The 24,389-nt window shown below is 47.2% G+C and carries 22 protein-coding genes; 11 read left to right on the top strand and 11 right to left on the bottom strand.

Translation table 11 applies throughout. The annotated features are described in order from the left end of the window. Positions 1-23: 23 nt before the first annotated feature. Together AAA946_RS01750 and rplQ are read left to right on the top strand one after the other, a co-directional pair. Positions 24-1,016, top strand: coding sequence for a DNA-directed RNA polymerase subunit alpha (locus AAA946_RS01750; RefSeq protein WP_042478691.1), 993 nt, complete (start codon positions 24-26; stop codon positions 1,014-1,016). A 26-nt stretch (positions 1,017-1,042) separates the two neighbouring features. Further along, on the top strand, positions 1,043-1,429 hold the full coding sequence (gene rplQ, locus AAA946_RS01755; RefSeq protein ID WP_031493230.1) for a 50S ribosomal protein L17: 387 nt from the start codon (positions 1,043-1,045) through the stop codon (positions 1,427-1,429). Between the two features lie 100 nt (positions 1,430-1,529). Here rplQ and AAA946_RS01760 read toward each other — a convergent pair whose 3' ends face one another. Together AAA946_RS01760 and AAA946_RS01765 are read right to left on the bottom strand one after the other, a co-directional pair. After that, positions 1,530-1,997, bottom strand: a complete 468-nt coding sequence (locus tag AAA946_RS01760) for a DUF2780 domain-containing protein (RefSeq protein ID WP_338163375.1) — start codon at positions 1,995-1,997, stop codon at positions 1,530-1,532. Between the two features lie 94 nt (positions 1,998-2,091). Further along, a complete protein-coding gene (locus AAA946_RS01765) occupies positions 2,092-2,715 on the bottom strand; it encodes an FKBP-type peptidyl-prolyl cis-trans isomerase (RefSeq protein ID WP_042502775.1) in 624 nt (207 codons plus the stop codon). Between the two features lie 211 nt (positions 2,716-2,926). Here AAA946_RS01765 and AAA946_RS01770 point away from each other — a divergent pair, with 211 nt between their 5' ends. Continuing rightward, entirely contained in the window at positions 2,927-3,523 is a 597-nt protein-coding gene (locus AAA946_RS01770; RefSeq protein WP_338165751.1) for a LysM-like peptidoglycan-binding domain-containing protein, read from the top strand. 63 nt (positions 3,524-3,586) lie between these two features. Here the strand turns inward: AAA946_RS01770 and AAA946_RS01775 are convergent, their stop codons facing one another. After that, positions 3,587-4,039: a GNAT family N-acetyltransferase gene (locus AAA946_RS01775; protein WP_338163376.1), complete on the bottom strand. Its 453-nt coding sequence runs from the start codon at positions 4,037-4,039 to the stop codon at positions 3,587-3,589. A 129-nt stretch (positions 4,040-4,168) separates the two neighbouring features. After that, entirely contained in the window at positions 4,169-6,130 is a 1,962-nt protein-coding gene (cpdB, locus tag AAA946_RS01780; protein ID WP_338163377.1) for a 2',3'-cyclic-nucleotide 2'-phosphodiesterase, read from the bottom strand. Between the two features lie 319 nt (positions 6,131-6,449). On the opposite strand from cpdB, the gene cobA reads away from it, so the two are divergent. The 5 genes from cobA (at position 6,450) to cysC (ending at position 12,200) form a co-directional block, all read left to right on the top strand. Next, positions 6,450-7,325 carry a uroporphyrinogen-III C-methyltransferase gene (gene cobA / locus AAA946_RS01785; RefSeq protein ID WP_338163378.1) on the top strand — a complete coding sequence of 292 codons (876 nt, stop codon included), beginning with the start codon at positions 6,450-6,452 and terminating at the stop codon, positions 7,323-7,325. Positions 7,326-7,408: 83 nt separating this feature from the next. Then, on the top strand, positions 7,409-8,317 hold the full coding sequence (cysD, locus tag AAA946_RS01790) for a sulfate adenylyltransferase subunit CysD (RefSeq protein WP_042502781.1): 909 nt from the start codon (positions 7,409-7,411) through the stop codon (positions 8,315-8,317). An 18-nt stretch (positions 8,318-8,335) separates the two neighbouring features. Next, positions 8,336-9,748: a sulfate adenylyltransferase subunit CysN gene (gene cysN / locus AAA946_RS01795; protein WP_338163379.1), complete on the top strand. Its 1,413-nt coding sequence runs from the start codon at positions 8,336-8,338 to the stop codon at positions 9,746-9,748. 72 nt (positions 9,749-9,820) lie between these two features. Then, a complete protein-coding gene (locus AAA946_RS01800) occupies positions 9,821-11,545 on the top strand; it encodes an SLC13 family permease (protein WP_338163380.1) in 1,725 nt (574 codons plus the stop codon). A gap of 22 nt (positions 11,546-11,567) precedes the next feature. Further along, positions 11,568-12,200, top strand: coding sequence for an adenylyl-sulfate kinase (gene cysC, locus AAA946_RS01805; protein WP_338163381.1), 633 nt, complete (start codon positions 11,568-11,570; stop codon positions 12,198-12,200). 12 nt (positions 12,201-12,212) lie between these two features. Here the strand turns inward: cysC and AAA946_RS01810 are convergent, their stop codons facing one another. The 6 genes from AAA946_RS01810 to AAA946_RS01835 all read right to left on the bottom strand — a co-directional run bounded on the left by AAA946_RS01810 (position 12,213) and on the right by AAA946_RS01835 (position 17,555). Continuing rightward, entirely contained in the window at positions 12,213-13,115 is a 903-nt protein-coding gene (locus tag AAA946_RS01810; protein ID WP_338163382.1) for a TIGR03899 family protein, read from the bottom strand. Between the two features lie 366 nt (positions 13,116-13,481). Then, positions 13,482-14,012, bottom strand: a complete 531-nt coding sequence (locus AAA946_RS01815; RefSeq protein WP_338163383.1) for a DUF3299 domain-containing protein — start codon at positions 14,010-14,012, stop codon at positions 13,482-13,484. A 10-nt stretch (positions 14,013-14,022) separates the two neighbouring features. Beyond that, positions 14,023-15,282, bottom strand: a complete 1,260-nt coding sequence (locus AAA946_RS01820) for an ABC transporter permease (RefSeq protein WP_338163384.1) — start codon at positions 15,280-15,282, stop codon at positions 14,023-14,025. Further along, positions 15,279-15,968, bottom strand: a complete 690-nt coding sequence (locus AAA946_RS01825; protein WP_338163385.1) for an ABC transporter ATP-binding protein — start codon at positions 15,966-15,968, stop codon at positions 15,279-15,281. Before AAA946_RS01825 ends, AAA946_RS01820 begins: the two co-directional genes overlap by 4 nt. A gap of 54 nt (positions 15,969-16,022) precedes the next feature. Next, positions 16,023-16,760: a zinc uptake protein ZrgA gene (gene zrgA / locus AAA946_RS01830; RefSeq protein WP_338163386.1), complete on the bottom strand. Its 738-nt coding sequence runs from the start codon at positions 16,758-16,760 to the stop codon at positions 16,023-16,025. A 243-nt stretch (positions 16,761-17,003) separates the two neighbouring features. Then, positions 17,004-17,555: a YtfJ family protein gene (locus AAA946_RS01835; protein ID WP_338163387.1), complete on the bottom strand. Its 552-nt coding sequence runs from the start codon at positions 17,553-17,555 to the stop codon at positions 17,004-17,006. Between the two features lie 279 nt (positions 17,556-17,834). Here AAA946_RS01835 and AAA946_RS01840 point away from each other — a divergent pair, with 279 nt between their 5' ends. Next, positions 17,835-18,035 (top strand): DUF1107 domain-containing protein, encoded by a 201-nt coding sequence (locus AAA946_RS01840; protein WP_112481230.1) that lies wholly within the window; start codon positions 17,835-17,837, stop codon positions 18,033-18,035. A 59-nt stretch (positions 18,036-18,094) separates the two neighbouring features. Here AAA946_RS01840 and msrA read toward each other — a convergent pair whose 3' ends face one another. Next, positions 18,095-18,721 carry a peptide-methionine (S)-S-oxide reductase MsrA gene (gene msrA, locus AAA946_RS01845; protein ID WP_338163388.1) on the bottom strand — a complete coding sequence of 209 codons (627 nt, stop codon included), beginning with the start codon at positions 18,719-18,721 and terminating at the stop codon, positions 18,095-18,097. Between the two features lie 162 nt (positions 18,722-18,883). Between msrA and tamA the strand changes: the two genes are divergently transcribed. Together tamA and tamB are read left to right on the top strand one after the other, a co-directional pair. After that, positions 18,884-20,599 carry an autotransporter assembly complex protein TamA gene (gene tamA, locus AAA946_RS01850; RefSeq protein WP_338163389.1) on the top strand — a complete coding sequence of 572 codons (1,716 nt, stop codon included), beginning with the start codon at positions 18,884-18,886 and terminating at the stop codon, positions 20,597-20,599. After that, complete coding sequence (gene tamB, locus AAA946_RS01855; protein ID WP_338163390.1) at positions 20,596-24,366, top strand: autotransporter assembly complex protein TamB; 3,771 nt, start codon at positions 20,596-20,598, stop codon at positions 24,364-24,366. Before tamA ends, tamB begins: the two co-directional genes overlap by 4 nt. The last annotated feature ends 23 nt before the right edge of the window (positions 24,367-24,389 follow it).

Genomic DNA, 24,389 nt, shown 5'->3' on the forward strand with positions numbered 1-24,389 from the left:
GTTTAAACTAAAGAGAGGACACAATGCAGGGTTCTGTAACAGAATTTCTTAAGCCACGTCTTGTTGACATCGAACAAGTTAGCACGACACACGCAAAAGTAACTCTTGAGCCATTAGAGCGTGGCTTTGGTCACACTCTAGGTAATGCGCTTCGCCGTATTTTGCTTTCGTCAATGCCAGGTTGTGCAGTGACTGAAGTTGAAATCGAAGGCGTTCTGCACGAGTACAGCACTAAAGAGGGCGTTCAAGAAGATATCCTAGAGATCCTTCTTAACTTGAAAGGCCTAGCTGTTCGCGTTGCTGAAGGCAAAGATGAAGTGTTTATTACACTGAACAAATCAGGCTCAGGCCCTGTTGTTGCAGGTGACATCACCCATGATGGTGATGTAGAGATCGCTAACCCAGAACACGTTATTTGTCACCTAACGGATGACAACGCTGAGATTTCTATGCGAATCAAAGTTGAACGTGGTCGTGGTTATGTTCCAGCTTCAGCTCGTATCCATACTGAAGAAGATGAGCGTCCAATCGGTCGTTTGCTTGTTGACGCGACTTACAGCCCAGTAGACAAAATTGCCTACGCTGTAGAAGCGGCACGTGTTGAGCAACGTACTGACCTAGACAAGCTCGTTATCGATATGGAAACGAACGGTACTCTAGAACCTGAGGAAGCTATCCGTCGCGCAGCTACTATCCTAGCTGAGCAGTTGGATGCATTCGTAGATCTTCGTGATGTACGTGTTCCTGAGGAGAAGGAAGAGAAGCCGGAGTTCGATCCTATTCTACTGCGTCCTGTAGACGATCTTGAACTAACAGTTCGCTCTGCTAACTGTCTAAAAGCAGAAGCGATTCACTACATCGGTGATCTTGTACAGCGTACTGAGGTTGAGCTACTTAAAACGCCAAACCTTGGTAAAAAATCTCTTACTGAGATTAAAGACGTACTTGCATCACGTGGTCTGTCTCTGGGCATGCGCCTAGAAAACTGGCCACCAGCGTCTATCGCTGAAGATTAATCGATACTAGTTAGAAGGATTAGGTCATGCGCCATCGTAAGAGTGGTCGTCAACTCAACCGCAACAGCAGCCATCGCAAAGCGATGTTCAGCAATATGGCTAGCTCTCTTGTACGTCATGAAGTAATCAAGACTACATTGCCTAAAGCAAAAGAGCTACGCCGCGTAGTTGAGCCTTTGATTACACTAGCTAAGACTGACAGTGTTGCTAACCGTCGTCTAGCATTTGCACGTACTCGTGATAACGAAGTAGTTGCGAAACTATTCAACGAACTAGGTCCACGTTTTGCTGCTCGTCAGGGCGGTTACACTCGTATCCTAAAAGCTGGCTTCCGTGCTGGCGATAAAGCTCCAATGGCTTACATTGAGCTAGTTGATCGCCCAGAAGCATCTGAAGAAGCTGCTGCTGAGTAATCAGTAAAGTTCGTAGAACTAAAAAAGCCGAGCATTTATGCTCGGCTTTTTGCTATCTGCGATTTGTGAAATCTATTGTCAGTACCATTACCTACCCCAATCACTGCCATAGTGATGTTAGCGATTCCATCAATCCTGTGCTTGCCCCTTGTGAACTCAGGTAATCCAATACCACTGGTGCGAACTGGGAAATCATAGCAGGGTCAAGACCTACTGATGAGAAAGCACTTTTAACACTGTCCATATCTTGTATTGAAGAAAGAAGTCCGCTGTTCGTCAGTGAGTCCATTCCAGGAATGAGCGAACCGAGTTCACTCTGCTGGTCTGAGCCTAGCGAGCTTTGTGCAAGAGAAAGTAGCGCGCCCACTCCTGTCGTCGCTTGCTCGGGGGAAACAGAAAGGTTGTTCACTAAGTTATTAACGACCGGTGACTCTTTCACGTTCATCATTGAACTAGCGCTAGAAAGTAGACTGTTTGCATCGTCAGTGGATACACCAGAAAGCTCAAGCGAAGCGTGAGTTGGGGCTGAAATGAGTAGTGCCGTAGAAAGGGCTAGAAGTGTTCTCATGATACCGTCCATTTTATTGTCTCCCCACTAAGATTAGACAATAAAAAAGCAGTGACGAATCACTGCTTTTAAAAATTGAGCATCAGAGCTGAAATTAAGCGATGATGTCTAGTAGCTCAACTTCGAATACTAGTGCTGCAAACGGAGGAATCGCTGCACCTGCGCCGCGCTCACCGTATGCTAGGTCTTGAGGAATGTACAGTTTCCACTTAGAACCTACAGGCATTAGTTGAAGTGCTTCAACCCAGCCTTTGATTACGCCAGTTACTGGGAACTCAGCTGGTTGACCGCGAGATACAGAGCTGTCGAATACAGTACCGTCTGTTAGCTCGCCGTGGTAGTGAACACGTACAGTTTTGTCTGCAGATGGGATTTCGCCAGTACCTTCAGTGATCACTTCGTATTGAAGACCAGACTCAAGAACCGTTACTTCTGAACGAAGTGCGTTGTCTTTTAGGAACGCTTCGCCGTCAGCTGCAGCTGCTTTCGCTGCTTCTTGACGTAGTGCTTCTGCGCGAGTGTGTAGCTCTTGCAGTGCGTTGTTGATCTCGTCAATTTCGATTTCTGGCATGTCACCAGTTAGTGCAGTTGCAATACCTTTAGCGATTGCATCTACGTTTAGACCTTCTAGGCCGCTACCTGCTAGTTGTTGGCCCATTTGTAGACCAATACCATAGCTTGCTTTCTGTTCTACAGTTTCTAATTTCACGTCAGACATGACGGTCTCTCTTGCTATTCGAATGAAGACGAAAGCATACCAGTTCTGACTTTAAACCGAAACGCTCTAACCAACTTTTACCAATTAATTCGGTTTGGTTGTTAAACTTGTGACATTAGGCGGTTATAAATTAGCAGACCTGCGATTTTTCTATACTCTGAACGCAGGTTTTCTTAAACTGAGACGGTTGTGTAGTAGGAGAACAATGGGAATGAATCGTCGTCACCGTAAAAAGCAGAAAGTTGACCACGTTCAAGTGCTGAAAGATAAGTGGCAAGCGCTGGATCTATCGCGTCTAAAGCAAATCGACCTATCTCGTTTGTCTGGGATACGCGATAAGGCTGCAGCGTTGTGGCAACGCTTACCTCGCTTACACAGAAGGATTTTGAGTGTTCTCATTCCTGTTGTTATTGTATTGCTACTACTACCAGGTAAAAAGGCGGAGACACCTCAGGTAACGCCGACTAATCAACGAGTCGCGGTCAGTGTGAATACCGCACCATTGAGCGAGCAGTCGTCGCAGGTTAGTGTGGAAGAGCGAGTTGAGACCGATTGGCGAGAGTACACGGTGAAAAAGGGTGACACACTCGCACGTGTGTTCCGCACTAATCAACTATCTATGGCAGACTTGAATGCACTGGCACGGATTGAAGGCAGTGACAAACCATTGAGCCGAATAAAGCAAGGGCAGCTCATACGATTTAAGTTCAATGAAGAAGGCAGTTTGGATATCTTGCAGATTGAACGTGGCGATCAGTCGATCATGTTCTTCCGTTTGTCTGATGGCGGGTTTGGTCGCAGTAAATAAATGGAAAGAAAAGGGGCTCACAAGCCCCTTTTTTAGTTCAAGTTACTGAATATCAGTAAACGGCTATTTGAGCAGCTTCATGTCAATATGAGGGATATCGTCTTCTAGGTATTCATCGGAACAAGCACTAAAGCCATGTTTCGCGTAGTAGCCTTGTAAGTGAGATTGCGCTCCGATTTGGATGCTTTCATTTGGCCACAGACGCTCGCATTCGAGTTTTGCCTGTACCAGTAAGTCATGACCCAAACCGCCCCCTCTGTGTGTCTGCTTGGTCGCAACACGTCCAATACTCACTTGTTCGTACGTTGTCCCTTTCGGTAACAGCCGCGCACAAGCGACAAGCTCGTCACCTTTGTAGCCCAGCAAATGGTGTACACCTTCGACTCGATCTTTGTTATCCAGTTCGGGATAAGGGCAGGTTTGTTCAACCACAAAGACATCGACGCGCAGTTTAAGTAACTCATAGAGTTCATTGGTACTGAGTTCAGGGAACGTTTTTGTCTTCCAGATAATCATGATTTACTTCTCTTTCTTACTATCAACAGCGGATCGTTTTTCTAGCTCTAGACTAAACCGAGCTCAAAAAAAAAGCCACGCATTATGCGTGGCTCGTATCATCAAAGCGGTACCTAAAGTGAGGACACCTTATTTCTGCAAGTCGATTTGGTAGACCGCGAAACCAACGTCGTCAGTAGCCACTTTCTTCATTGGGTACTGGCCTTTGTCGCTGATAAACTGCGCCGCCTTCTCTGATGGAGAGGTTTCAAAACGTACATCCAGTTTCGCGCTGCTGCTAATCGGTGCAAATGACCAGTTGTTGTCCGCGCTTGGTGTTACTTCACCTTTGGCTTTGCTTACTTTTGAGATGTAGTTAGCAACGATAGAGCGGTTCTCATCTGGAGAATCAAATGCGATAAACTCGCTACCTGTACCAGGGAACTTGTTGCTGTATGCACGGTAGTTGTTGGTTGCAATGATGAAGGTTTGCTTCATGTCGATTGGCTTGCCGTTATAAGTCAGGCCAACGATACGCTCGCTGCTTTCATCCAGCAGTTTACAGTTGCCATCGTAACGAGCTGGTTTAGTCACATCGATTTGGTATTCAACACCATCCATCACATCAAAGTTGTAGGTGCGGAAACCGTCCCAATCGATCAGTGATTGTGGCTTGTTAGAGTTCGCATCGATTTGCTTGAACTGACCGGCAGAGCACTCTAACCATTCTTTTACTTCTTTACCCGTTACTTTCAGTGCAACGAGAGTATTTGGGTATAAATATAGGTCGGCCGCGTTACGGAAAGTAAGCTGGCCTGATTCTACTTCAGTAAAGTTAGCTGGATCATTTTTACGGCCACCAGCTTTAAATGGTGCTGCCGCTGATAGCACTGGTAGGCCATCAAGGTCTGGATCGCCTTGGATCATGGTTTCAACGTAATCTTTCTGCGCTAGGTTGACGATCTGTACCGTAGGATCGTCTTGCACCAATGCCAAGAAGCTGTACATCACGTCGTTAGCTTTACCAATCGGTTGGTTAACGAAATCACGTGTCGCGCTGTGATCGCCTTTAACTGCGTCGACAATACCTTGGTCGGCTTTTGCAATTGGCTTTTTGTTGGCTGCATCGAAAATTGGACGAGCTTCTGTTTGCGCGTCAGCCACTTTCCAGCTATCACCGTCTTGCTCAAGTACAAGATCCATGACACCTACGTGGCTACCCCAACGTCCTGGCATCACGGCAGCAACGCCATTAATGGTGCCTTTCTCGTTGTCGACGCCTTGGATATTGTCAAAGCCTTTACCTGGGAAGACGGCGTGAGAGTGACCAAACGCAATCGCGTCGATGCCCTCTACCTCAGAAAGGTAGTACGTCGAGTTTTCTGCGCCCGCTTTATATGGATCGCTTGAAACGCCCGAATGCGGGATAGCAACGATAATGTCCGCACCTTCTTGCTTCATCTGTGGTACCAACTTTTCAGCGGAAGCTTTTATGTCTTCGGCAAATACTTTGCCTTCAAGGTTTTTCTTATCCCACACCATGATTTGTGGTGGTACAAAGCCGATATAACCCACCTTAACGTCGTGTGCATTGCCATCGCTGTCTTTGAAGGTATGGGTTTTGATTAGGTAAGGCTTGAAGTAGTGGTCACCAGTTTTTTTGTCAAATACGTTGGCACTGATGTACGGGAAGTTAGCACCTTCCAATGAGGTTTTAAGGAACTCAAGACCATAGTTAAACTCATGGTTACCAATGTTACCGACATCGTAGTTAAGCTGGTTCATGGCTTTATATACCGGGTGGATTTCACCTGGTTTAATGCCTTTCGATGCCATGTAGTCACCCATTGGGCTACCTTGAAGTAGGTCACCGTTGTCCACCAATACGCTGTTGGTCACTTCACCACGAGCTTCTTTCACTAAAGTAGCAGCGCGAGTCAGGCCGATTTTTTGAGACGGTTTATCCTTGTAGTAGTCATAATCCATCACATTCGTATGAATATCTGTTGTTTCGATAATTCTCAGCTTGATCTCATCCGCCATTGCCGAGCCTGCCATTGCAAGCATTCCGCCCAGTACAGCGATAGAAATAGGGGTCACTGCCACTTTCATCTTCATATCCTTCTAATTCGAGGGTGATTCAAAAACTCGGTTAGTGTATCAATTTGTTATGTAATAAATGTTTCTATGTCTATAAAAGTGTGATCTAAGTGTGTTGATTGATGGGATTCTGATAGCAATCTCTCACCTTAAAAATTAAGACTACAACCGATTGGTATTCTAAATGGCGAGATAGCTCGAATTTTGACCATATTTTTGCTGTGAATAGGTCCTATAGTGACTTTTGGAATAAAAAATGAAATTTTAGAATTTCAAGTAATATAGGCGAGTGGTCATAATGCCATCATTCGATATGCGAAGGATTGCCAGTATGAACCCAACTTTTACTAACCAGCCGGGCAAAGGAAGTACACCTACTTTGGTTAGCAGCCAAGATAAGCCAAGGCTAGCCAAATCACAGCTCAACAAAGGCGAGGTGGCTTTGATCGGTGCCGGTCCTGGTGATCCTGAACTGCTGACCATAAAAGCATTAAACCTGTTACAACAAGCTGACGTTGTGCTCTATGACTACCTTGTTTCTGAAGAAATTATGGCGCTGGTACCAGATAGTACTATTTTAGTTTGTGTGGGCAAAAGAGCCGGTCATCACAGCGTTCCTCAAGAAAAAACCAATCAACTGTTGGTTGAATTCGCCCAAAGCGGTCATAAAGTCGTTCGTATTAAAGGTGGCGATCCGTTTGTATTTGGTCGCGGTGGTGAAGAGTTACAAGTTCTTGCCTCGGCAGGCATTCGATTCCAAGTTGTACCGGGTATTACGGCAGCCGCAGGTGCGACTGCTTACGCGGGTATTCCTTTGACTCATCGAGACTATGCGCAATCGGCGCTGTTTGTCACCGGGCATCTAAAACCGGATAGCGATGATATGGATTGGTCTACCTTAGCACGTGGTAATCAAACTCTGGTTATCTACATGGGACTCATGAAATCTGACTATATTCAATCGCAACTTATTGAACATGGACGTAGCTCAAGCGTGCCTGTCGCCATCATTGAGCGCGGGACACAGGCAACCCAAAAAGTCTCACGTGGCACGCTTGCCACATTACCTGAGATGGCTAAACAAGCGCAGTCGCCATCACTGATTGTTGTCGGTGAGGTGGTGTCGTTAGCCGATGAACTCTCTTGGTTTGGTGAAGACAGTGCACAGCCAAACCAAGTCGAAACACTACAAAGTATTAGAGCTTAGCCCTCAGAGGATAGCTCGCTCATATTCTAAATCAGTCGTGTGTTGGCCAAGTCACGTCAACATGAACAAAGGAAGCACAACTCATGGACCAAGAAAGACTCACACACCTTAAACAGTTGGAAGCGGAAAGTATCCACATTATCCGCGAAGTCGCGGCGGAATTTGATAATCCCGTCATGATGTACTCCATCGGTAAAGACTCGTCGGTGATGCTGCACTTAGCGCGCAAGGCATTTTACCCAGGAAAGATCCCGTTCCCATTGCTGCACGTTGATACCGATTGGAAATTCAAAGAGATGATTGAATTTCGCGACCGTACAGCAAAGAACTATGGGTTCGAGCTTTTGGTGCACAAGAACCCAGAAGGTCTAGCCATGGGCTGTAGCCCGTTTGTGCATGGTTCATCGAAGCATACCGACATTATGAAAACTCAAGGTCTGAAACAGGCGTTGAACAAGTACGGTTTTGATGCGGCATTCGGTGGAGCACGCCGCGATGAAGAGAAATCTCGTGCTAAAGAGCGAGTCTATTCATTCCGCGACAAGAATCACACGTGGGATCCGAAGAACCAGCGTCCAGAGCTGTGGAAAACCTACAACGGCCAAATCAACAAAGGTGAGAGTATCCGTGTGTTCCCACTTTCTAACTGGACGGAATTGGATATCTGGCAATACATATTGCTAGAAGGCATTGAAATTGTGCCACTGTACCTTGCTGCACCACGCCCAGTCGTAGAACGCGATGGCATGTTGATTATGGTGGATGACGATCGTATGGAGATAGGCCCCGATGAGACGGTTGAACACAAGAGCGTGCGTTTTAGAACGCTCGGCTGTTACCCATTGACCGGTGCTATCGAGTCAGAAGCGACTACGCTCACTGGAATTATAGAAGAGATGCTTGTTGCGACGTCTAGTGAGAGACAAGGACGAGCGATCGACCACGATCAGTCAGGATCGATGGAGCTTAAGAAACGTCAAGGATACTTTTAAGGATCGAAGGAACAGATTATGAACAGCGCAGTAGAAGCACAACTTGCCGAACTCGGTATTGAAGGTTACCTGAGTCAGCACCAGTACAAATCGTTACTTCGATTCCTAACGTGTGGCTCAGTCGATGACGGTAAAAGTACCTTAATTGGTCGCTTGCTCCATGACTCAAAGCAAATTTATGAAGATCAGCTAGCAGCAGTTCACTCAGACAGTCAGCGTGTTGGCACAACGGGTGAAAAGCCGGACTTGGCATTGCTTGTCGACGGATTACAAGCTGAGCGTGAGCAGGGAATCACCATTGATGTCGCATACCGCTACTTCTCGACCCAAAAACGTAAGTTCATCATTGCCGATACTCCGGGGCATGAGCAGTACACGCGAAACATGGCAACGGGCGCATCGACCTGTGATCTTGCTGTGATCTTGATTGATGCACGTAAAGGGGTTCTGGATCAAACGCGCCGTCACTCATTCATTTCTAGCCTGCTTGGTCTGAAGCACTTTATCGTGGCGGTCAACAAGATGGACTTGGTCGACTACTCACAAGAGCGCTATGAAGCGATCCGTGATGAGTACCTAGCGTTTTCTGAGAATCTTGGTAAAGACATCGATATTCAAATGATCCCAATCTCAGCGCTTGAAGGCGACAACGTGGTGGATCTGAGTGACAAGATGAGTTGGTACCAAGGAGAGCCTTTGCTTGATCTGCTCGAGAAAGTAGACATCGACCAAGGTAAGCAGCAAGGCGAATTCCGTTTCCCAGTACAATACGTTAACCGACCGAACCTCGATTTCCGCGGTTTTGCAGGCACGATCGGCTCTGGTGAAATCCGCGTTGGTGATGAAATCAAAGCATTGCCATCGGGTAAAACCTCAAAAGTTGAGCGCATTGTGACATTTGATGGTGACTTACCAAAAGCTTTTGCAGGTCAAGCAGTGACGTTAACGCTCAGCGATGAGATCGATATCAGCCGTGGCGACCTAATTGTTAAGCAAGATGCTCGAGTGGCATCGTCGAATCGTCTACTCGCAGATGTTGTGTGGATGACCGATGAGCCGTTAGCAGCGGGTCGCAGCTACGACATTAAGATCGCAGGTAAGAAAACCCAAGGGCAACTGGATGCGATTCGTCATCAATACGACATCAATTCTCTGAAGTCGTTCGAGTCAGACTCTCTGCCGCTGAATGGTATTGGCCTATGTGAGTGGTCACTAACGGAAGCTGTAGCGGTAGATAGCTACGATTCGGTTCAAGACACGGGCGGATTCATTGTGATTGATCGCTTAACCAATGTCACGGTAGGTGCGGGCCTAGTTCGAGAAGCGTTGGCGGAAGAGCAGCGTTCACCGCAAGAGCGTATGGGGGCCTTTGAAAAAGAGCTTAAGGCTCTGATCATGAAGCACTTCCCTGAGTGGGATGCAAACATATAATTGCGACAATAGGCTTTGGTGAATGCCAGAACCTGTAATGGCAAAGCGACGCAGCGGATAAGGAATAAGGTTATGTGGGAACAAGGAGTGGTGCTAGCTTTGCTGATGTCTATTATCACTTGCTTGATAGCAACCCAAATTAAGCCAAGTCTTATCTTTGCTGGCGCCGCGTTTTTGGCATTCATTGCTGGCATGATAGATATCAATGCCGTTGCCAGTAATTTTACCAACTCATCGCTGCTGACCTTAGTGCTACTGATTCTCTCATCAGCCGCGTTAGAGAAAACGCGTCTTATCAGTTGGGTCAGTCGTTCTATTGCGACTGGGCGCTTAGGAGCGGTGGTTGCCAAACTTGGTATTTCAACGGCACTGTTATCCTCGTTTACCAACAACACCGCGGTTGTGGTCTCACTGATTGGGGCGATAAAACGCAATCAACGCCATGCTCCCTCTAAACTGCTGATCCCACTTTCTTACGCCGCTATATTGGGTGGTACGCTGACTTTAATTGGTACGTCAACCAACCTGATCATCAACAGTTTTGTTGAAGATGTGGGTTTACCAAGTCTCGGCTTTTTTGCTCCGACTTGGATTGGCTTGAGTGTCTTGTTTGGTGGCGTGTTAGTGTTGATCCCACTCAGTTACCTGTTGCCAAATTACGATGATACTAGCCAAGATGATTTGCCGTATTTCTTGGAAGCGCGGGTTGAATCGGGCTCGCCTCTAGTCGGACGTAGCATTGCTGAGAATAACCTAAGAGCACTTCGTAAATTGTTCCTTGCCGAAGTGGTTCGAGACGGTGAAACCTTGGCCTCGGTTGGCCCTGACTTTGTACTCAATGCAAAGGACAGATTGTTATTTTGTGGTGACGTAGAAAGTGTCGCGACGCTGCAAGAAATTACCGGCTTAACCTTTTTTGGTCAGCATCACCTCAACGGACAAAATCTGCTGGAGGTTGTGGTGAGCTCCTCGGCGACTTTTTGTAATAAAACCCTCAAATCGAGTCAGTTTCGCGATCGTTTCGATGCGGTTGTTGTCGCTATCCGTCGTGGTCATGAACGATTGGAAGGGGGCCTTGGCAACATTACCTTGCAAGCGGGTGATACGTTAGTACTTGCTCCGGGCAAACGCTTTGAATCGCTGCGCCGTCAGCATAGAAAAGAGTTTGTATTGGTAAATGATTTGGACTCGAGTGCCAAGCTTGATTTGGTTAAGTCTAGCTATGTTCTTTTTGGTTTTGTGGCTGTAATTGCGTTAGCGCTTACTAACATACTCCCTATCATTAAAGGTTTGGCGTTGTATCTGATTGCGGTATTGGCATTCGGTATTGTTAATCTAGGTGAACTGCGTCGCCGCTTCCCAACAGATATCGTGGTGATCGTGGGCTCGGCGTTGTCGATTGCTCAGTTGATGATATCGACAGGCCTTTCAGAGCGTATGGGCGGGATGTTCATTGAGATGTTTAACGGTTGGGGCGTGTTTGGTGCGTTAGTGGCCACTTACATCGTGACACTATTGCTTACCGAATTAGTGACGAATAATGCCGCTGCAGCGCTGGCCTTCCCGATTGGTTACAGCATGTCGGTGGCCTATGGCGTCGATCCTATGCCGTTCATTATGGCGGTACTGTTTGGAGCGAGTGCCAGCTTTGTTTCTCCCTATGGTTACCAAACTAACCTCTTGGTTTACAGCGTTGGTAACTATCAACTTAAAGATTACATGCGGATAGGTATCCCCATCTCCATCGTCTATTCGGTGTTGGTGCTTGCACTTATCCCTTACTTTTTTCCGTTTTAACAGCGTTACCTAAGGACGAGTTATGTCGAATACTGTACAAGCCTCTGACACCATCGAAAAAGACGAAAATGTGATTTGGCATCAACACGTGGTGACCAAGTCTGAGCGTGCTGAACTGAAAAAGCAGCAGCCTGTGGTTCTGTGGTTTACGGGTTTATCTGGTGCAGGAAAATCTACGGTCGCTGGCGCGTTGGAAACTGAATTGGTCAGTCGTGGTTACCATACGTATTTGTTGGATGGTGATAATGTGAGACATGGGTTATGTCGAGACCTAGGTTTCTCTGAGCAGGATCGCCGTGAAAATATCCGCCGAGTGGGAGAGTTGGCCAAACTGATGGCTGACGCAGGTCTTATCGTGCTATCTGCGTTTATTTCACCGCACCGTGAGGAACGTGCGTTGGTGCGTGACTTATTGCCGGAAGGCGAGTTTATGGAAGTGTTTGTCGATGCGAGTTTGGCCGTGTGTGAATCTCGAGATCCAAAGGGTCTATATAAGAAAGCTCGTGCAGGCGAGATCCCCAATTTTACTGGCATCGACTCTGAGTATGAAGCACCGCTTAACCCCGAGATCCACCTCAAAGCTGGTGATTTCGCTGTCGCACAGCTGGTGGAGCAATGCTTGGCAGTATTGACCGACAAGCAGGTGATTGGTTAATGTATGTGGCTGCTAGACCTTGTGATGAAAAGAGGTCGGCAGCTCGCCTTTCACTACAAATTTTCTATTGAGCAGTGCCACTAACTGCTCTTGATACTGAGCGTTGTTGCGATGGCCAAGTAGCTGGCATAACTCATTACCTGTTGGCGTAAAGCGATAGTAGGTTAATGCCAGACCTTTGTTCTTGGCAATGAGCGTCATATCCTGACCTTGATAACTAAGCTTCAATGGCGCTTCTTTACTGATTTCTCCCGATTCAAGCTCCGTTGCCAGCAGTATTCCCAGTTCAACCAAGAGGAGAATACTAGAGTAAGGTAATTGGTATTCACCCAAACTGAGTTCATCAACACTTTCTCGGCGAGAAAAACTGAATAGCCCTGCGTGATGTTTAATGCCCAATAGCAACTTACGACTGCTGTCCGTTCCGAAGCTGCAAGCCAAAGAGGCCGCCCTTTGTAAGGTTTGTGCTTCTTTCGGGGTCATATCACGAAGTGTTTTTAATGCCTTCATAGAAGTGGCACCAGGATTGGTGATCTCTCTTTTCAGTACCTGTGCCCATAGCTTTTGCATAGAGGAGTTGTGGATCTCCTTTGCCATATCAAAATAGCGTACCAGCCAATCAAAATCAGGCTCACCTGCTACCTCGTTTTTGCATGCTGCCATCGCTGCTTTGACGATCTGCTCGAGGTTTTTTTGACGTTGCTCTTTACCTTGCTTTTCGCGCAGCATGGCACGTTCAAATAAAGATTGGCTTGGGCTCTCCTCTCGAATAAGCGCATCAAGGTAGTGAGATTCGGCAATGGCACGTAGACGGCTGGCACTGTCTTTCATGTGGTGGGCTTTTTTTTGCCCGGACTCGGTGGATGAGTTGGATTCTACTTTAGCAGGCTTGCTCTCAACGGGATGATGACTCATTACTCAGACTCAATATGAAGCAAAAACGAAGCAATAATGTGCAATAAGTCTTCAATTTAGCGGGAATTTCGTGCAAAAACCAGCGTAATTTATGTGAGCTAATGTCCGAAATTGGTGGCTGAGAGAAGCAGTTGTAAAATCTCTAGGATAAATGCTAAAATTTTGTTAACGTTGTGCTTCAGGATAGAGGAGGGCGTTATGGGGTACTCAAGAAATAACCACTCAGTTGAGAGTCATACGTCACAGGGAAAAATGAAAAAGCAGGTATCGGTTGCTTTGCTGCTGTGTGTTTATATTGGCGTACTAGGCTACCTTTCAACCTTAATAGGTTAGCCGCCTAGCACGCTTTTGTGATTTAGTACTTACTTACCATTCAGCTTCGTCGTAACCATCATCATAATCTTCAATTTCAGTGCCATCGATTAAGTATCCGGTTTGCGCCAGCTCAGAATCGATGGTTTCGGTTTTAATCGTTCCCACCACATAGATGACATCCCACAAGCGGTGTACAGGCGCACCCTCTTTGAACTTCACATAGATGATTTGATTAGGTGGCGGTGGTGGCACATGGATACACGCACCGAAGTATGGCACTAACAAAAACTCAGTCACGGCATTTTCATCGCCTTCGAGCGGGATCACAAAGCCAGGGATTTTGACCTGACTGCCGTTGAGCTCTTGGCGAACGGTGCCGACTTTCGATTGCTCCATTACGCCACCTGAGTGGTCAACGGAAGGCATCCCCATCGCATCAAACTGATTGCGCTCTTTCTCTGGAATAAGGTCAATCCAATCGAGTGTTAATACGTCTGAGTCCGCTTCGGCCTGTGCCAATGGCGCTACCAGTACGCTTAGGGATAGCAATAAGCCACAAAGTAGCGTTTTAAAGATTTTCATCGAAGTCCCACTAAATACGGATGGTCATGCCATCACTTAATGATTGTCTGTACGCACGCAGCGCAGGGAAAAAGCCAATGATAATACCGGCTAGCTGCACAAACCCAAGTAACATCCATTCGTGTGAACTGATCCCAGACAAGGCGATGTTTATTCCATAGTTTGCGGTAATCACTGGTGCTGCGACTGCAAGCATCGCATACATGCCACCCACACCGCAAATGATACCTATGGTGGTTAGAACCGTGGCCTCACTAATCAGTAATACAAAGACATGGCGCGGTCTTGCGCCCATGGCTCTGAGTATCGCCATCTCTCGACGACGCTCTTGAAGGCTGGTCAATAAACTCGACAACATCCCCATAAGGCCGGCGACAACTACAAACACCGAGACAATCAACAGCGCTTGCTCTGCTACGCTCATCATTCCCCAAAGCTCATGCAAGGCAACACCAGGGAGGATTGCGCTGAGTGGCTCTTGCTTATAGGTGTTTATTTGGCGTTGTAAGGCGAAGGTTTGGATTTTACTTTTCAGTCCAATCATCATCGCCGTAATTTGCTTGGGATGGAAATCCATTTCGAGCAGTTGCTCTTTACTTGGATTGTTGCCAAGGTTTGCGCCAGACTCCCAGCCAACGTGAATCGCTTCGATGGCTTCGAGTGACACGTGAACCGTTTTATCTACTGGTGTGCCCGTAGGTGCTAAGATACCGACCACTTTAAATGGTGTATTTTCATGGCGACTAAAACCTACGTCACTGATGCCATGAGCAATAACGATCTCTGTACCGATGTCATAGCCAAGCTTCTTAGCGACTTCTGAGCCAATAACCGCTTCAAATAAGCTATCGAACTCTTCTCCTTTGCTTAGAGATAGATGCTGCTTTTGACCATATTGATAGTGCTCAAAGTAGCTATGATTGGTGCCCATCACTCGAAAGCCGCGATGAGAATCGCCGAGAGAGATAGGGATCGCCCATTTCACCGCACGATGATTACTAAATTCCTCAAAACTCTTCCAGTCGATGTTGTTGGTTGCATTACCAATACGAAATACTGAGTAGAGCAATAAGTTCACTTGACCGGAGCGTCCACCCACAATTAAGTCTGTGCCAGAGATCGTGTTAGCAAAGCTGCTTTTGGCTTGAGTTCGAATTCGCTCTACGCCCATTAGCAAAATAACGGAAATCGCCACCGTCAGAATGGTGAGTAGTGCCGTGGTTTTACGATTCAGTAGGCTTTTCCACGCCAGCTTTAATGTGATGCTCATTGCGGCCTCACTTGATTAATGTCTTGAAGGTTCTCGGTTCGCTTGAATAAAGGTTCAAGTGTGGGATCGTGACTGACAAAAATGAGCGTCGACTGTGCTCGGTTCGCTTGCTCCATGAGTAGCTCGATAAAGGCTTCGCGGTTGTCGTGATCTAAGGCTGATGTGGGTTCATCTGCAATCAAAAATTCCGGCTGGCCGATGAGCGCTCTTGCGGCCGCCACCCGTTGTTGCTGACCGATACTCAGTTCTATCACGGGCTTTTGCAGCAAGTTTGATGGCAAACGCAGATGGTCAAGCAGTCGTTTTGCTTCGTCTGAGAGAGAGCCTGCGACCTTATCTTTACGCAATTGGGAAAACTGGCATGGCAGAGTGACATTATCGATAACCGATAAATAGGGGATAAGGTTAAATTGCTGGAAAATATACCCAATGTGATCTGCGCGGAAGCGATCGCGTCTTGAAGCAGACAGAGATGCTAAGTTTTGGTTGAGAGCGACGATATCACCGCTTGTCGCAGTATTTATGCCCGTCAGTAGACCCAGTAACGTGGATTTACCGCAGCCGCTTGGCCCTTTGAGAAAGAGATGTTCACCTTGTTCGATGGTGAGAGAGGGTATATCAAGTGTCGGAGATTGGTCAGGTTGCCACTTGAACGTGACGTCTGTGAGTTGGATTACGCTAGCCATAGTGTCCTCTGGATATCTCCCTCAAGCCTCTGGCGAGGCCTGAGGGTTGGACGTTTAGAATTTAATGGTTGTGTTACCTGAAGTCAGTTCCGTTGCTGATTGTGCACTATCCGTTAGCAGGTTAACTGATACTTTCTCAGTTGCAGGGAAGTGTGTAAACCACTGTGTTTCAATTTGAGAGACTTTAGACACGTCTTCGCATGAGAATTGGTATTGCGCTGAGAATTCGCCATGGCCACCATGTTTGTCATGGTCATGGTCATGGTCATGGTCGTGACCTTTGTGATCATCATGGTCTTTATGCTCATCATGATGGTCGTGACCTTTGTGATCATCATGGTCTTTATGTTCATCGTGATGGTCGTGGCCTTTGTGATCATCATGGTCTTTATGCTCATCGTGATGGTCGTGACCTTTGTGATCATCATGATCTTTATGCTCATCATGGTGATCATGTTCGTCATGATCGCCGGACTCTAGCGTATTTTCGATATGAGCCTCAACCAGTTTACAGTTCGCTGCAGCTGGGATGGTAAGAATACTGTTTACATCTTTGAGCTTGGTTTTGGCGTTGGCGATGGCTGTTTTTTCTGCATCGGTTTTAGGAGCATGCTCAAAGCCAACGACATCAGCACCTGGCGCTGTGATTTCCACTAAAAGATCTTGACCGTCTTGAGCAATGTTAAATTCGACGTGGCCGTGAACATGGGCATCGTGTTGACGAAATTGGTCTTCAGCGACAGCGAACTGCGATACAACAAGACCAGCTAAGAGTGTCATCTTCAGTTTCATGATTAATCCTTAATAGCGAGTAAAAGTACTGAGTACCAATGCGGGTAACGATGCGGTTGAAATAGCCGAGTGCAGAGGTCTCCTGTGAGAACGATGCGATCTGTTCTCGTTTAACTGTTGTTTGTTATGTTATAACAAACAAATATATTTTCCAGAGGAAACAACATTCAGCCTGAGCGTTCTGACCGGAAAACAACAAAAAAGGAGCCGCTAGGGCTCCTTTTCAGAACATAGAGTGACGGATCACATGTTGTCAGTGACTAGGCTGAGTACTTGTTGAATGTCAGCATCGCTAAGTGCACCTTCTTTTACATACAAGATCTTACCTTGTTTATCCTGAACGATAATCGCTGAGCTGTCTTCTTTTAGTTGCCAAGCGTTGGCCACCAAGCCATGTTTGTCTAGTACCATTGAAGACCAAGGGAACTCTTTTTTACTGTCTTCAGCGGAAGACTTAACAAAAGAGCTGGTGCCCCACATCGCATCGTCTTGGTTGATCACTGTCGTGGTTTGATAGCTCTCTTTTGGAAAATCTGCAGCAGTAATTGCCGCCATCAGTGGTGCATTCATTTCTTTTGAGCTGCTGCGGCCAGCGATAGCTTGGATGACACGCACTTTACCTAGCATGTCATTAGTGCTCCATGCTTGGTAGTCGATCGCGTCGTTGTTTAGGATCAGTTCACCGTGATCACTGACCGATACAGAGCGAGCGTTTCCACCGACTTGTAGGTTGGTTGCCATAGCAAATGCTGGCACAAGCAGCATCGCGAGAGTTAGGAGAGGCTTTAGTTTCATTGTAATAGTTTCCGTTACTTTGTTTTGGGCGGCTACCTTAGGCGAACTCAAGGTTAGCCACAATGTAAATAGTGATGATTTGACCAAGAATTGTCTGTCTCTCAATAAAATCATTTCAAGCATAACAGCAATTTATAGTTTGTTGCAAAGTTGTTAACTTTTGTTTGTCTCTCAAAAAATTTCGCGTATAATTTCATTCGAACGCAAACTATATTGCGAAATGGCTCGCAGAAATGTGGGCGCCATTAGATGTACTCAAACGGATATTGAGGTTAGGTTATGCTGCGTAAGTTTACGGTTTATCGTCCGCGTCAAATTGCAAAGTTTGTAAAGACGCTGTTTAAAGGCCAGTTCTTTATTGCAGGAATTGGGTTGTTTCGTTTTGACAACGGCAAAGTGTTGTTGCCAGAGGTTGAGGATAAGCAAAAGCTGGTGGCGTTTAGAGAGATAAACGGAGAGATTGCAGCATTAGCGCTGTAACGAATACCAAATTACGAATGTGAAATGCCCTCGCAATTGCGAGGGCATTTTTGTTAGCGTTAGTTTAACTCTGGTGGAAAGCACACGCCGGTGCCGCCAATACCGCAATAGCCATTTGGATTTTTAGCAAGGTATTGCTGGTGATAAACCTCGGCAAAATAATACTCACCGAGCGGTGCAATTTCGGTGGTGATCCCCGGCGTGCCTAGTGCTTGCTGGTATTGCTGCTGCGTTTGCTTGGCTACCTCGGCTTGATGGTCATTGGCGGTATAAATGGCTGAGCGATATTGTGTGCCAATATCATTGCCTTGGCGCATCCCTTGTGTCGGGTCATGTTTTTCCCAGAAGGCTCGCAAAACAGACGTCAGTGATATCTGGGTGGTATCGAATACCACACGCACCACTTCGGTGTGCCCGGTTAGGCCGCTGCAAACTTCTTCATAGGTAGGATTGGGAGTAAAACCACCAGAATATCCTACCGACGTCGATATCACCCCCGGCAATGTCCAAAACAGGCGTTCAGCGCCCCAAAAACAGCCTAAACCCAAAACAATACTGTCTTGATGCGTCTCGGGAGCGGCGTAAAGATCTGACTGGTTAACAAAGTGTGGCTCCATCGTCGCAATGGCCGTATCTCGGCCGGGGAGCGCTTGGTCGGGGGAAATCATTTCTTGTTTACGCATCATCAGTTCCTTTTTTAGACTAATATTTCAAATGCACAGCGTCTGAAAAATAAAATATTCCGTGGTCATTCATCTGTTTAACGCTTGTCTGAAGACTTCTTAATCAATCAGAGTTATCATTCTACGTAACAACAAAAATAAACGCTCACAGCCTCACAATAAAGCATGATAAAGAGACTTTTACCACCGCTATTCTTGACCTTATCGCCAGCACTCGTCTTTGCTGAGGAGAGTGTGTCTTTGGATATTCAGGGGTTAAGTGGTGCACTTCAAGATAACGTTGATGCTTACGTTTCCGCGATTTCTGAGAACGAATATTCAACCTCACTGCGCTTTCAATCTCGGCTCACTAAAGAAATCAATGAAGCGTTGAACGCGCTCGGTTATTACAACGCGGACATCGACTTTGTGGTCAATGAGCAAGGTGATGAATTGATTGTTCAGGTAACACCAGGACCGCCAACGCGGATTAAGTTGGTTGATGTCGAACTGAGTGGAGAAGCTAAACAGGATGAGGATTTCATGCGCCTTATTCGTATTTCACCGCTCAAAGAAGGTGACACGCTCAACCACAATCAATATGACAGCTTGAAGTCGGGCATCCGTAACCTAGCGCTGCAAAAGGGCTACTTTGATGGCACTTACACCATGAGTCGCCTTGAAGTTATTCCCGAACGCAATGAAGCGATTGTCCGGCTCCATTATGACAGTGGTATTCGCTATCAGTTTGGCAAGGCGACGATCACTGGTAGCCAAATTGATATTCAGAAAGTGCAATCTTTACAGCCTTATAAGATAGGCGATGACTATCGAGTAGCGAAGGTGGGTGAGCACAACCAAAATCTGTCGAATACGGAATGGTTCTCCTCAGTGTTTGTTGAGCCGGACTTATCCGAGGTCGGCAAGGGGCGTGAGTTACCAATGAAAGTGTCGTTGGCGCCTCAGGTACGAAATCAGTTTGAAACGGGTTTGGGCTACTCCACCGATGTGGGTGCAAAAGTGAAATTTGGCTGGAAAAAACCTTGGCTCAATGAACATGGGCACAGTTTTAAAACCAGTTTGGATTTATCACTGCCTGAGCAGCAGGTTACCGCGAGTTATAAAATCCCCCTCGATGACGTACTTAAAGATTATTACGTGATTCAGTATGGTCTGAAAAACGTTAATCGAAGCGATAAAAAGACGTTGGAATCGAACCTGGCGTTTGAGCGTCACTGGGTCTTAGAGAGTGGCTGGCATCGAACCGCTTATCTGCGTTATTTGGTCGAGAACTACGAGTTTAATGCTCAAGGGGAGCTCGGACAGTTTGTGCTTCCAGGCATTTCGTATTCACGAGTGGTGTCGCGAGGCGGTGTGCTGCCGATGAGTGGCAATAAGCAAACCATCATGTTTGAAGTGGGCGATGAACGAGCCATGTCCGAAACGTCAGTATTTAGACTGCGCGGCACCTCAACATGGATTTCCAGTATCGGCGAGAATCATCGTGGTCTATTCAAAGTCGATGTGGGCGCCAACATTGCGAGTGACCCATCTAAGCTATCACCATCACTACGATTCTATGCGGGTGGTGATAACAGCGTCCGTGGTTACGACTACGAAAGCATCTCTCCTGTCGATGATGCGAACAATAAAACCGGTGGTCAATACCTCGCGACCAGCTCCCTTGAGTATCAATATCGCCTCACAGGAAACTGGTGGGCGGCGACCTTTTTTGATGTTGGTGACGCGTTTGATGACGACCCTGAGTGGAAACGCGGTGCCGGCTTTGGGATTCGCTGGGTCTCTCCAGTTGGACCGGTGAAATTCGATTATGCGAAAGGATTAGATACTAAACCGCAAGCCGAATGGCGCATTCACTTTAGCTTAGGGCCTGAACTATGATGTCGAAAGTTTGGCAAGTCACCAAATGGTGCTCTATTGGCCTAATTACTCTGATTTTATTGATCCTCTCCACGCTGGCGTTTGCTTTGTTTACCAATGCAGGTCTTAACAGCATTTTGTGGGGAGTGAATAAAGCCTTACCTCAATTTGAGTCGGGTGAGACGCAAGGGGCGCTGTTTCCCAGGTTCACGATTAACGATGTGAGCTTTCAAGATGAAAGCTTGTTTATTGATTTAAAGGCGCAGTCACTGACGCTCGCAGTCGATCTCAATTGCCTGTCTGACCCAAGAGTGTGCGTAAACGAGCTGGCGATTCAAGGACTGGACTTTCGTATGCCGGAGGTGGCGCCCAGTGAGCCTTCTCCAGAGCCAAGTGAGCCACTGACAAAAATAACGCTGCCTATTCCAGTGGCAATTGGTCATGTCAACTTTGACGATATCCAACTTGATATTTTAGGGACGAAGGTAAGCTGGGAGCGATTTTCTACCTCACTTTCCATGACAGGCTCTAACCTGACGGTGGGCGAGACGATGTTGACATCGCCTTTGGTTGCGCTGCCATCGGCTACGGAGTCGGCCGAGCCTGAGATTGAAACAGCACCGCCAGAAAGCAATGAGCCTGCGACAGCCATCGAGCTTCCGGAGGTGTTGATCCCGTTATTTGTCAATATTACGGGTATTGAGATCCTCGACTTTAAACTCGACCAGGCGGAGCCTGTGATTGTCGATAGACTAAAGTTAGTCGGCAAAGCAGGTAAGCATGACGTCGATGTGTCGACATTGGAGTTGGAAATGCCGATGGTGGATGCCAACCTTAGCGGTAAGGTGACGCTGCAAGGGGGCTACCCGCTCGATCTTGATTTGGGGGCGCATTTAAAACAAACCGATTTTGCCGGACAAAAGCTTAAGCTTCATGCTTCGGGGAGCGTGCAATCACTGGATCTAGATAGTGAATTTTCGGGATTGATTAGCGGGTTGCTTAAAGGACAAGTTCAGCCGTTAGATCCTAACATTCCATTTGATGCCACCATCAGTGATGCTAAAGCGAATTGGCCGCTTAGTGGTGAGTCAGATTATCAGTTATTGATAGAAACGTTGGGCGCGAAGGGGTCGTTGGAAGGGTATCAAGTCGACCTGTTGGCATCAGCGTCCGGCAAGGACATCCCAGACGTTGCCGTGGATTTGGAGGGCAGTGGAGACCTCGAACAAATCGCACTGAGCAAGCTGTCTATCGATACCTTGGGCGGCAATGTGGCTGGTCAAGTGATGGCAAATTGGTCTGCGCCAGTGAACTGGCAAGGGGATATTAATCTCACCCATATTCAGCCGGGTTTGCAGTGGCCAGAGGCAGAGGGGGATATCAGTGGCCGGATTGTGACTTCGGGTTCGTTGACGGATGCCGGTGGTTGGCAAGTTTCAGTGCCGACATTGGATATTGTCGGCATATTAAGAAACTATCCGATTGATGTTAAAGGTCAGCTCGATGCTTCCGATGTGAGCGGTAAAGGCGAGTTTAAGGTCGATACCCAAGGGCTTTCGGTTGCCCATGGTCCCAACCAACTTAATGCGAAAGGTGAGCTTGACCAAAACTGGGACATGACGGTGGATATCAATTTCCCAGAATTGGCGAAATCGGTACCGGATCTATCGGGCGCTTTGCGCGGGAAATTGGATCTGAAGGGCGCAATGCAGCAGCCTGATATTGCGACCGATCTGCGCATTGAAAAGGTACAGTGGAAACAAGAAGCCAGTCTTGAATCACTAACCTTAGTCGGTACGGCGAAACCGATACCGATTGAAAGTGCTCAGGCCGATCTGCGATTAAATGCGCTTGGTATTCAGTATCAAGATCAAACGGTTGATTCCGCAGCGGTCACCCTGTCAGGCACTCAAGCTGAGCATACCTTGGCCTTGGATGTGGTGTCCAAACTCGCATCGCTAAATTTAGCGATTAGTGGTGAGCTTATCGATAAACCGAATCTCATTTGGAATGGTGAGCTGAAAAAGGTGCACCTTGAGACTGAGCAAGGGCCGTTGGATCTCACTGAACCAGTGGCTATCAAAGTGGACATCGATAAGCAGGTAGCCAACGTCGCTGCGCACTGTTGGGCGCAGGCAGATTCTCGATTGTGTTTAGAAAAGGACATTGAAGCGGGACAGTCAGGCGAAGCGCTGGTGACGGTGAAGAACTTCAATTTTGAGCAGGTTAAAGCTTATATCCCAGAGAGCATGGTACTAGAGGGCAGTGCGAATATTACGGCTTGGGCGAAATGGGCCCCTGAGACGTCGCCGCAAGTGAGGTTAGATGTAGCACTGCCAAAAGGGACGGTGACTCAGAACCTAGAAACTCCTTTAGTCGTTGGCTGGGAATCAGTGAGTGTCAAAGCAAACCTTGCCGATGATAAGCTCGATGCCAGCTGGTTGGTGGATGTGACGGACAATGGTGATCTTTCTGGTCAAGTGACGCTGCCGGATGTGCTGGCTGAACAAAAGACGATTGAAGGAGAGCTTAATCTGTCGACGTTTAATCTGGACTTCTTGCAACCGCTGGTGGGGGAGTTCAATCAGCTAAAAGCCAATTTAGAGGCCGGTATCAAGATCAAAGGGGATGCAATGCATCCTGAGCTCTATGGCCAATTCTCAGTGGCGGATCTGTCCTTGCAAGGGGATATCTCACCGATCCAGGTTAAGTCGGGTGATGTGGATATCTCGTTTAACGGTTACGATGCGATCCTTGATGCGAACATCCAAACTAACGATGGCGAACTCAAACTGGCTGGTGACGGCAATTGGCAAGATCTCAAAGCATGGCGAACGAAGCTACGGGTGTTCGCCGATGAGTTAAATGTGGATGTGCCACCGATGGTGAAAGTCAAGGTGGTACCGGATATGACCATTGAAGCCAACCCGACATTGGCGAAGATCACCGGCTCCATCGGTTTGCCTTGGGGGCGGATATTAGTTGAGGAATTGCCACAAAGTGCGGTCGCGGTCTCGAGCGATCAAGTGCTGCTGAATCCAGACATGACGCCCGTCGACGAAGAGACGGCTGTGCCATTTAACGTTGAGACTGATGTGTCGATCTCTATTGGTAACGACTTTACGATTTCGGCATTTGGCCTTAAAGGCGGGCTGCGCGGTAAACTGCACGTGTCTCAAAAAGACCAAGGTCCATTTGTTCAGGGTGAAATTAATATCGTTGACGGCTCATACAGCTCATTTGGTCAGGACTTGTTGATTGAAGAAGGTAAGATCTTGATGACAGGGCCGGTTGATCAGCCGTATGTCAACATCACCGCGATCCGTAATCCTGATACCACAGCGGATGATGTCAAGGCTGGGGTGAAAGTCTCCGGGCTTGCGACAGAGCCTAAGATAGATATTTTCTCCGATCCGACCATGCCTCAGGCAAATGCGCTTTCTTACCTATTGCGAGGCCAAGATATTGATGGTGAAACCGGTGGCAATGCACTGACGACCACTCTGATTGGATTGAGTCTTGCCCGAAGCGGTAAAGTCGTAGGCGATATTGGTCAAGCCTTTGGTGTCCAAGATCTGCAGCTTGATACAGCAGGCTCTGGAAATGACTCACAAGTGACGGTGAGTGGGTACGTGTTACCTGGTCTGCAAGTTAAATACGGTGTGGGTATCTTTAACTCACTGGGCGAATTTACCGTGCGCTATCGTATTATTGAGGATTTCTATGTTGAAGCGGTTTCTGGTCTTTATAGCTCAGTGACCTTCCTGTATCAGTTTGAAGTGGACTGATAAATAGTGATGCAGTCAGGTAT

Source organism: Vibrio sp. 10N (assembly GCF_036245475.1).
In the GTDB taxonomy this organism is placed as follows: domain Bacteria; phylum Pseudomonadota; class Gammaproteobacteria; order Enterobacterales; family Vibrionaceae; genus Vibrio.

Excerpts from the sequence above, each read along its gene's own strand:
- cysD (WP_042502781.1), top strand. The coding sequence starts at position 7,409 with ATGGACCAAGAAAGACTCACACACCTTAAACAGTTGGAAGCGGAAAGT.
- AAA946_RS01800 (WP_338163380.1), top strand. The coding sequence starts at position 9,821 with ATGTGGGAACAAGGAGTGGTGCTAGCTTTGCTGATGTCTATTATCACT.
- cpdB (WP_338163377.1), bottom strand. The coding sequence starts at position 6,130 with ATGAAAGTGGCAGTGACCCCTATTTCTATCGCTGTACTGGGCGGAATG.
- AAA946_RS01770 (WP_338165751.1), top strand. The coding sequence starts at position 2,927 with ATGAATCGTCGTCACCGTAAAAAGCAGAAAGTTGACCACGTTCAAGTG.
- AAA946_RS01820 (WP_338163384.1), bottom strand. The coding sequence starts at position 15,282 with ATGAGCATCACATTAAAGCTGGCGTGGAAAAGCCTACTGAATCGTAAA.
- cysC (WP_338163381.1), top strand. The coding sequence starts at position 11,568 with ATGTCGAATACTGTACAAGCCTCTGACACCATCGAAAAAGACGAAAAT.
- tamA (WP_338163389.1), top strand. The coding sequence starts at position 18,884 with ATGATAAAGAGACTTTTACCACCGCTATTCTTGACCTTATCGCCAGCA.
- AAA946_RS01840 (WP_112481230.1), top strand. The coding sequence starts at position 17,835 with ATGCTGCGTAAGTTTACGGTTTATCGTCCGCGTCAAATTGCAAAGTTT.
- AAA946_RS01760 (WP_338163375.1), bottom strand. The coding sequence starts at position 1,997 with ATGAGAACACTTCTAGCCCTTTCTACGGCACTACTCATTTCAGCCCCA.
- AAA946_RS01825 (WP_338163385.1), bottom strand. The coding sequence starts at position 15,968 with ATGGCTAGCGTAATCCAACTCACAGACGTCACGTTCAAGTGGCAACCT.
- AAA946_RS01835 (WP_338163387.1), bottom strand. The coding sequence starts at position 17,555 with ATGAAACTAAAGCCTCTCCTAACTCTCGCGATGCTGCTTGTGCCAGCA.
- rplQ (WP_031493230.1), top strand. The coding sequence starts at position 1,043 with ATGCGCCATCGTAAGAGTGGTCGTCAACTCAACCGCAACAGCAGCCAT.
- cobA (WP_338163378.1), top strand. The coding sequence starts at position 6,450 with ATGAACCCAACTTTTACTAACCAGCCGGGCAAAGGAAGTACACCTACT.
- AAA946_RS01810 (WP_338163382.1), bottom strand. The coding sequence starts at position 13,115 with ATGAGTCATCATCCCGTTGAGAGCAAGCCTGCTAAAGTAGAATCCAAC.
- zrgA (WP_338163386.1), bottom strand. The coding sequence starts at position 16,760 with ATGAAACTGAAGATGACACTCTTAGCTGGTCTTGTTGTATCGCAGTTC.
- AAA946_RS01750 (WP_042478691.1), top strand. The coding sequence starts at position 24 with ATGCAGGGTTCTGTAACAGAATTTCTTAAGCCACGTCTTGTTGACATC.
- AAA946_RS01765 (WP_042502775.1), bottom strand. The coding sequence starts at position 2,715 with ATGTCTGACGTGAAATTAGAAACTGTAGAACAGAAAGCAAGCTATGGT.
- AAA946_RS01815 (WP_338163383.1), bottom strand. The coding sequence starts at position 14,012 with ATGAAAATCTTTAAAACGCTACTTTGTGGCTTATTGCTATCCCTAAGC.
- cysN (WP_338163379.1), top strand. The coding sequence starts at position 8,336 with ATGAACAGCGCAGTAGAAGCACAACTTGCCGAACTCGGTATTGAAGGT.
- msrA (WP_338163388.1), bottom strand. The coding sequence starts at position 18,721 with ATGATGCGTAAACAAGAAATGATTTCCCCCGACCAAGCGCTCCCCGGC.
- tamB (WP_338163390.1), top strand. The coding sequence starts at position 20,596 with ATGATGTCGAAAGTTTGGCAAGTCACCAAATGGTGCTCTATTGGCCTA.
- AAA946_RS01775 (WP_338163376.1), bottom strand. The coding sequence starts at position 4,039 with ATGATTATCTGGAAGACAAAAACGTTCCCTGAACTCAGTACCAATGAA.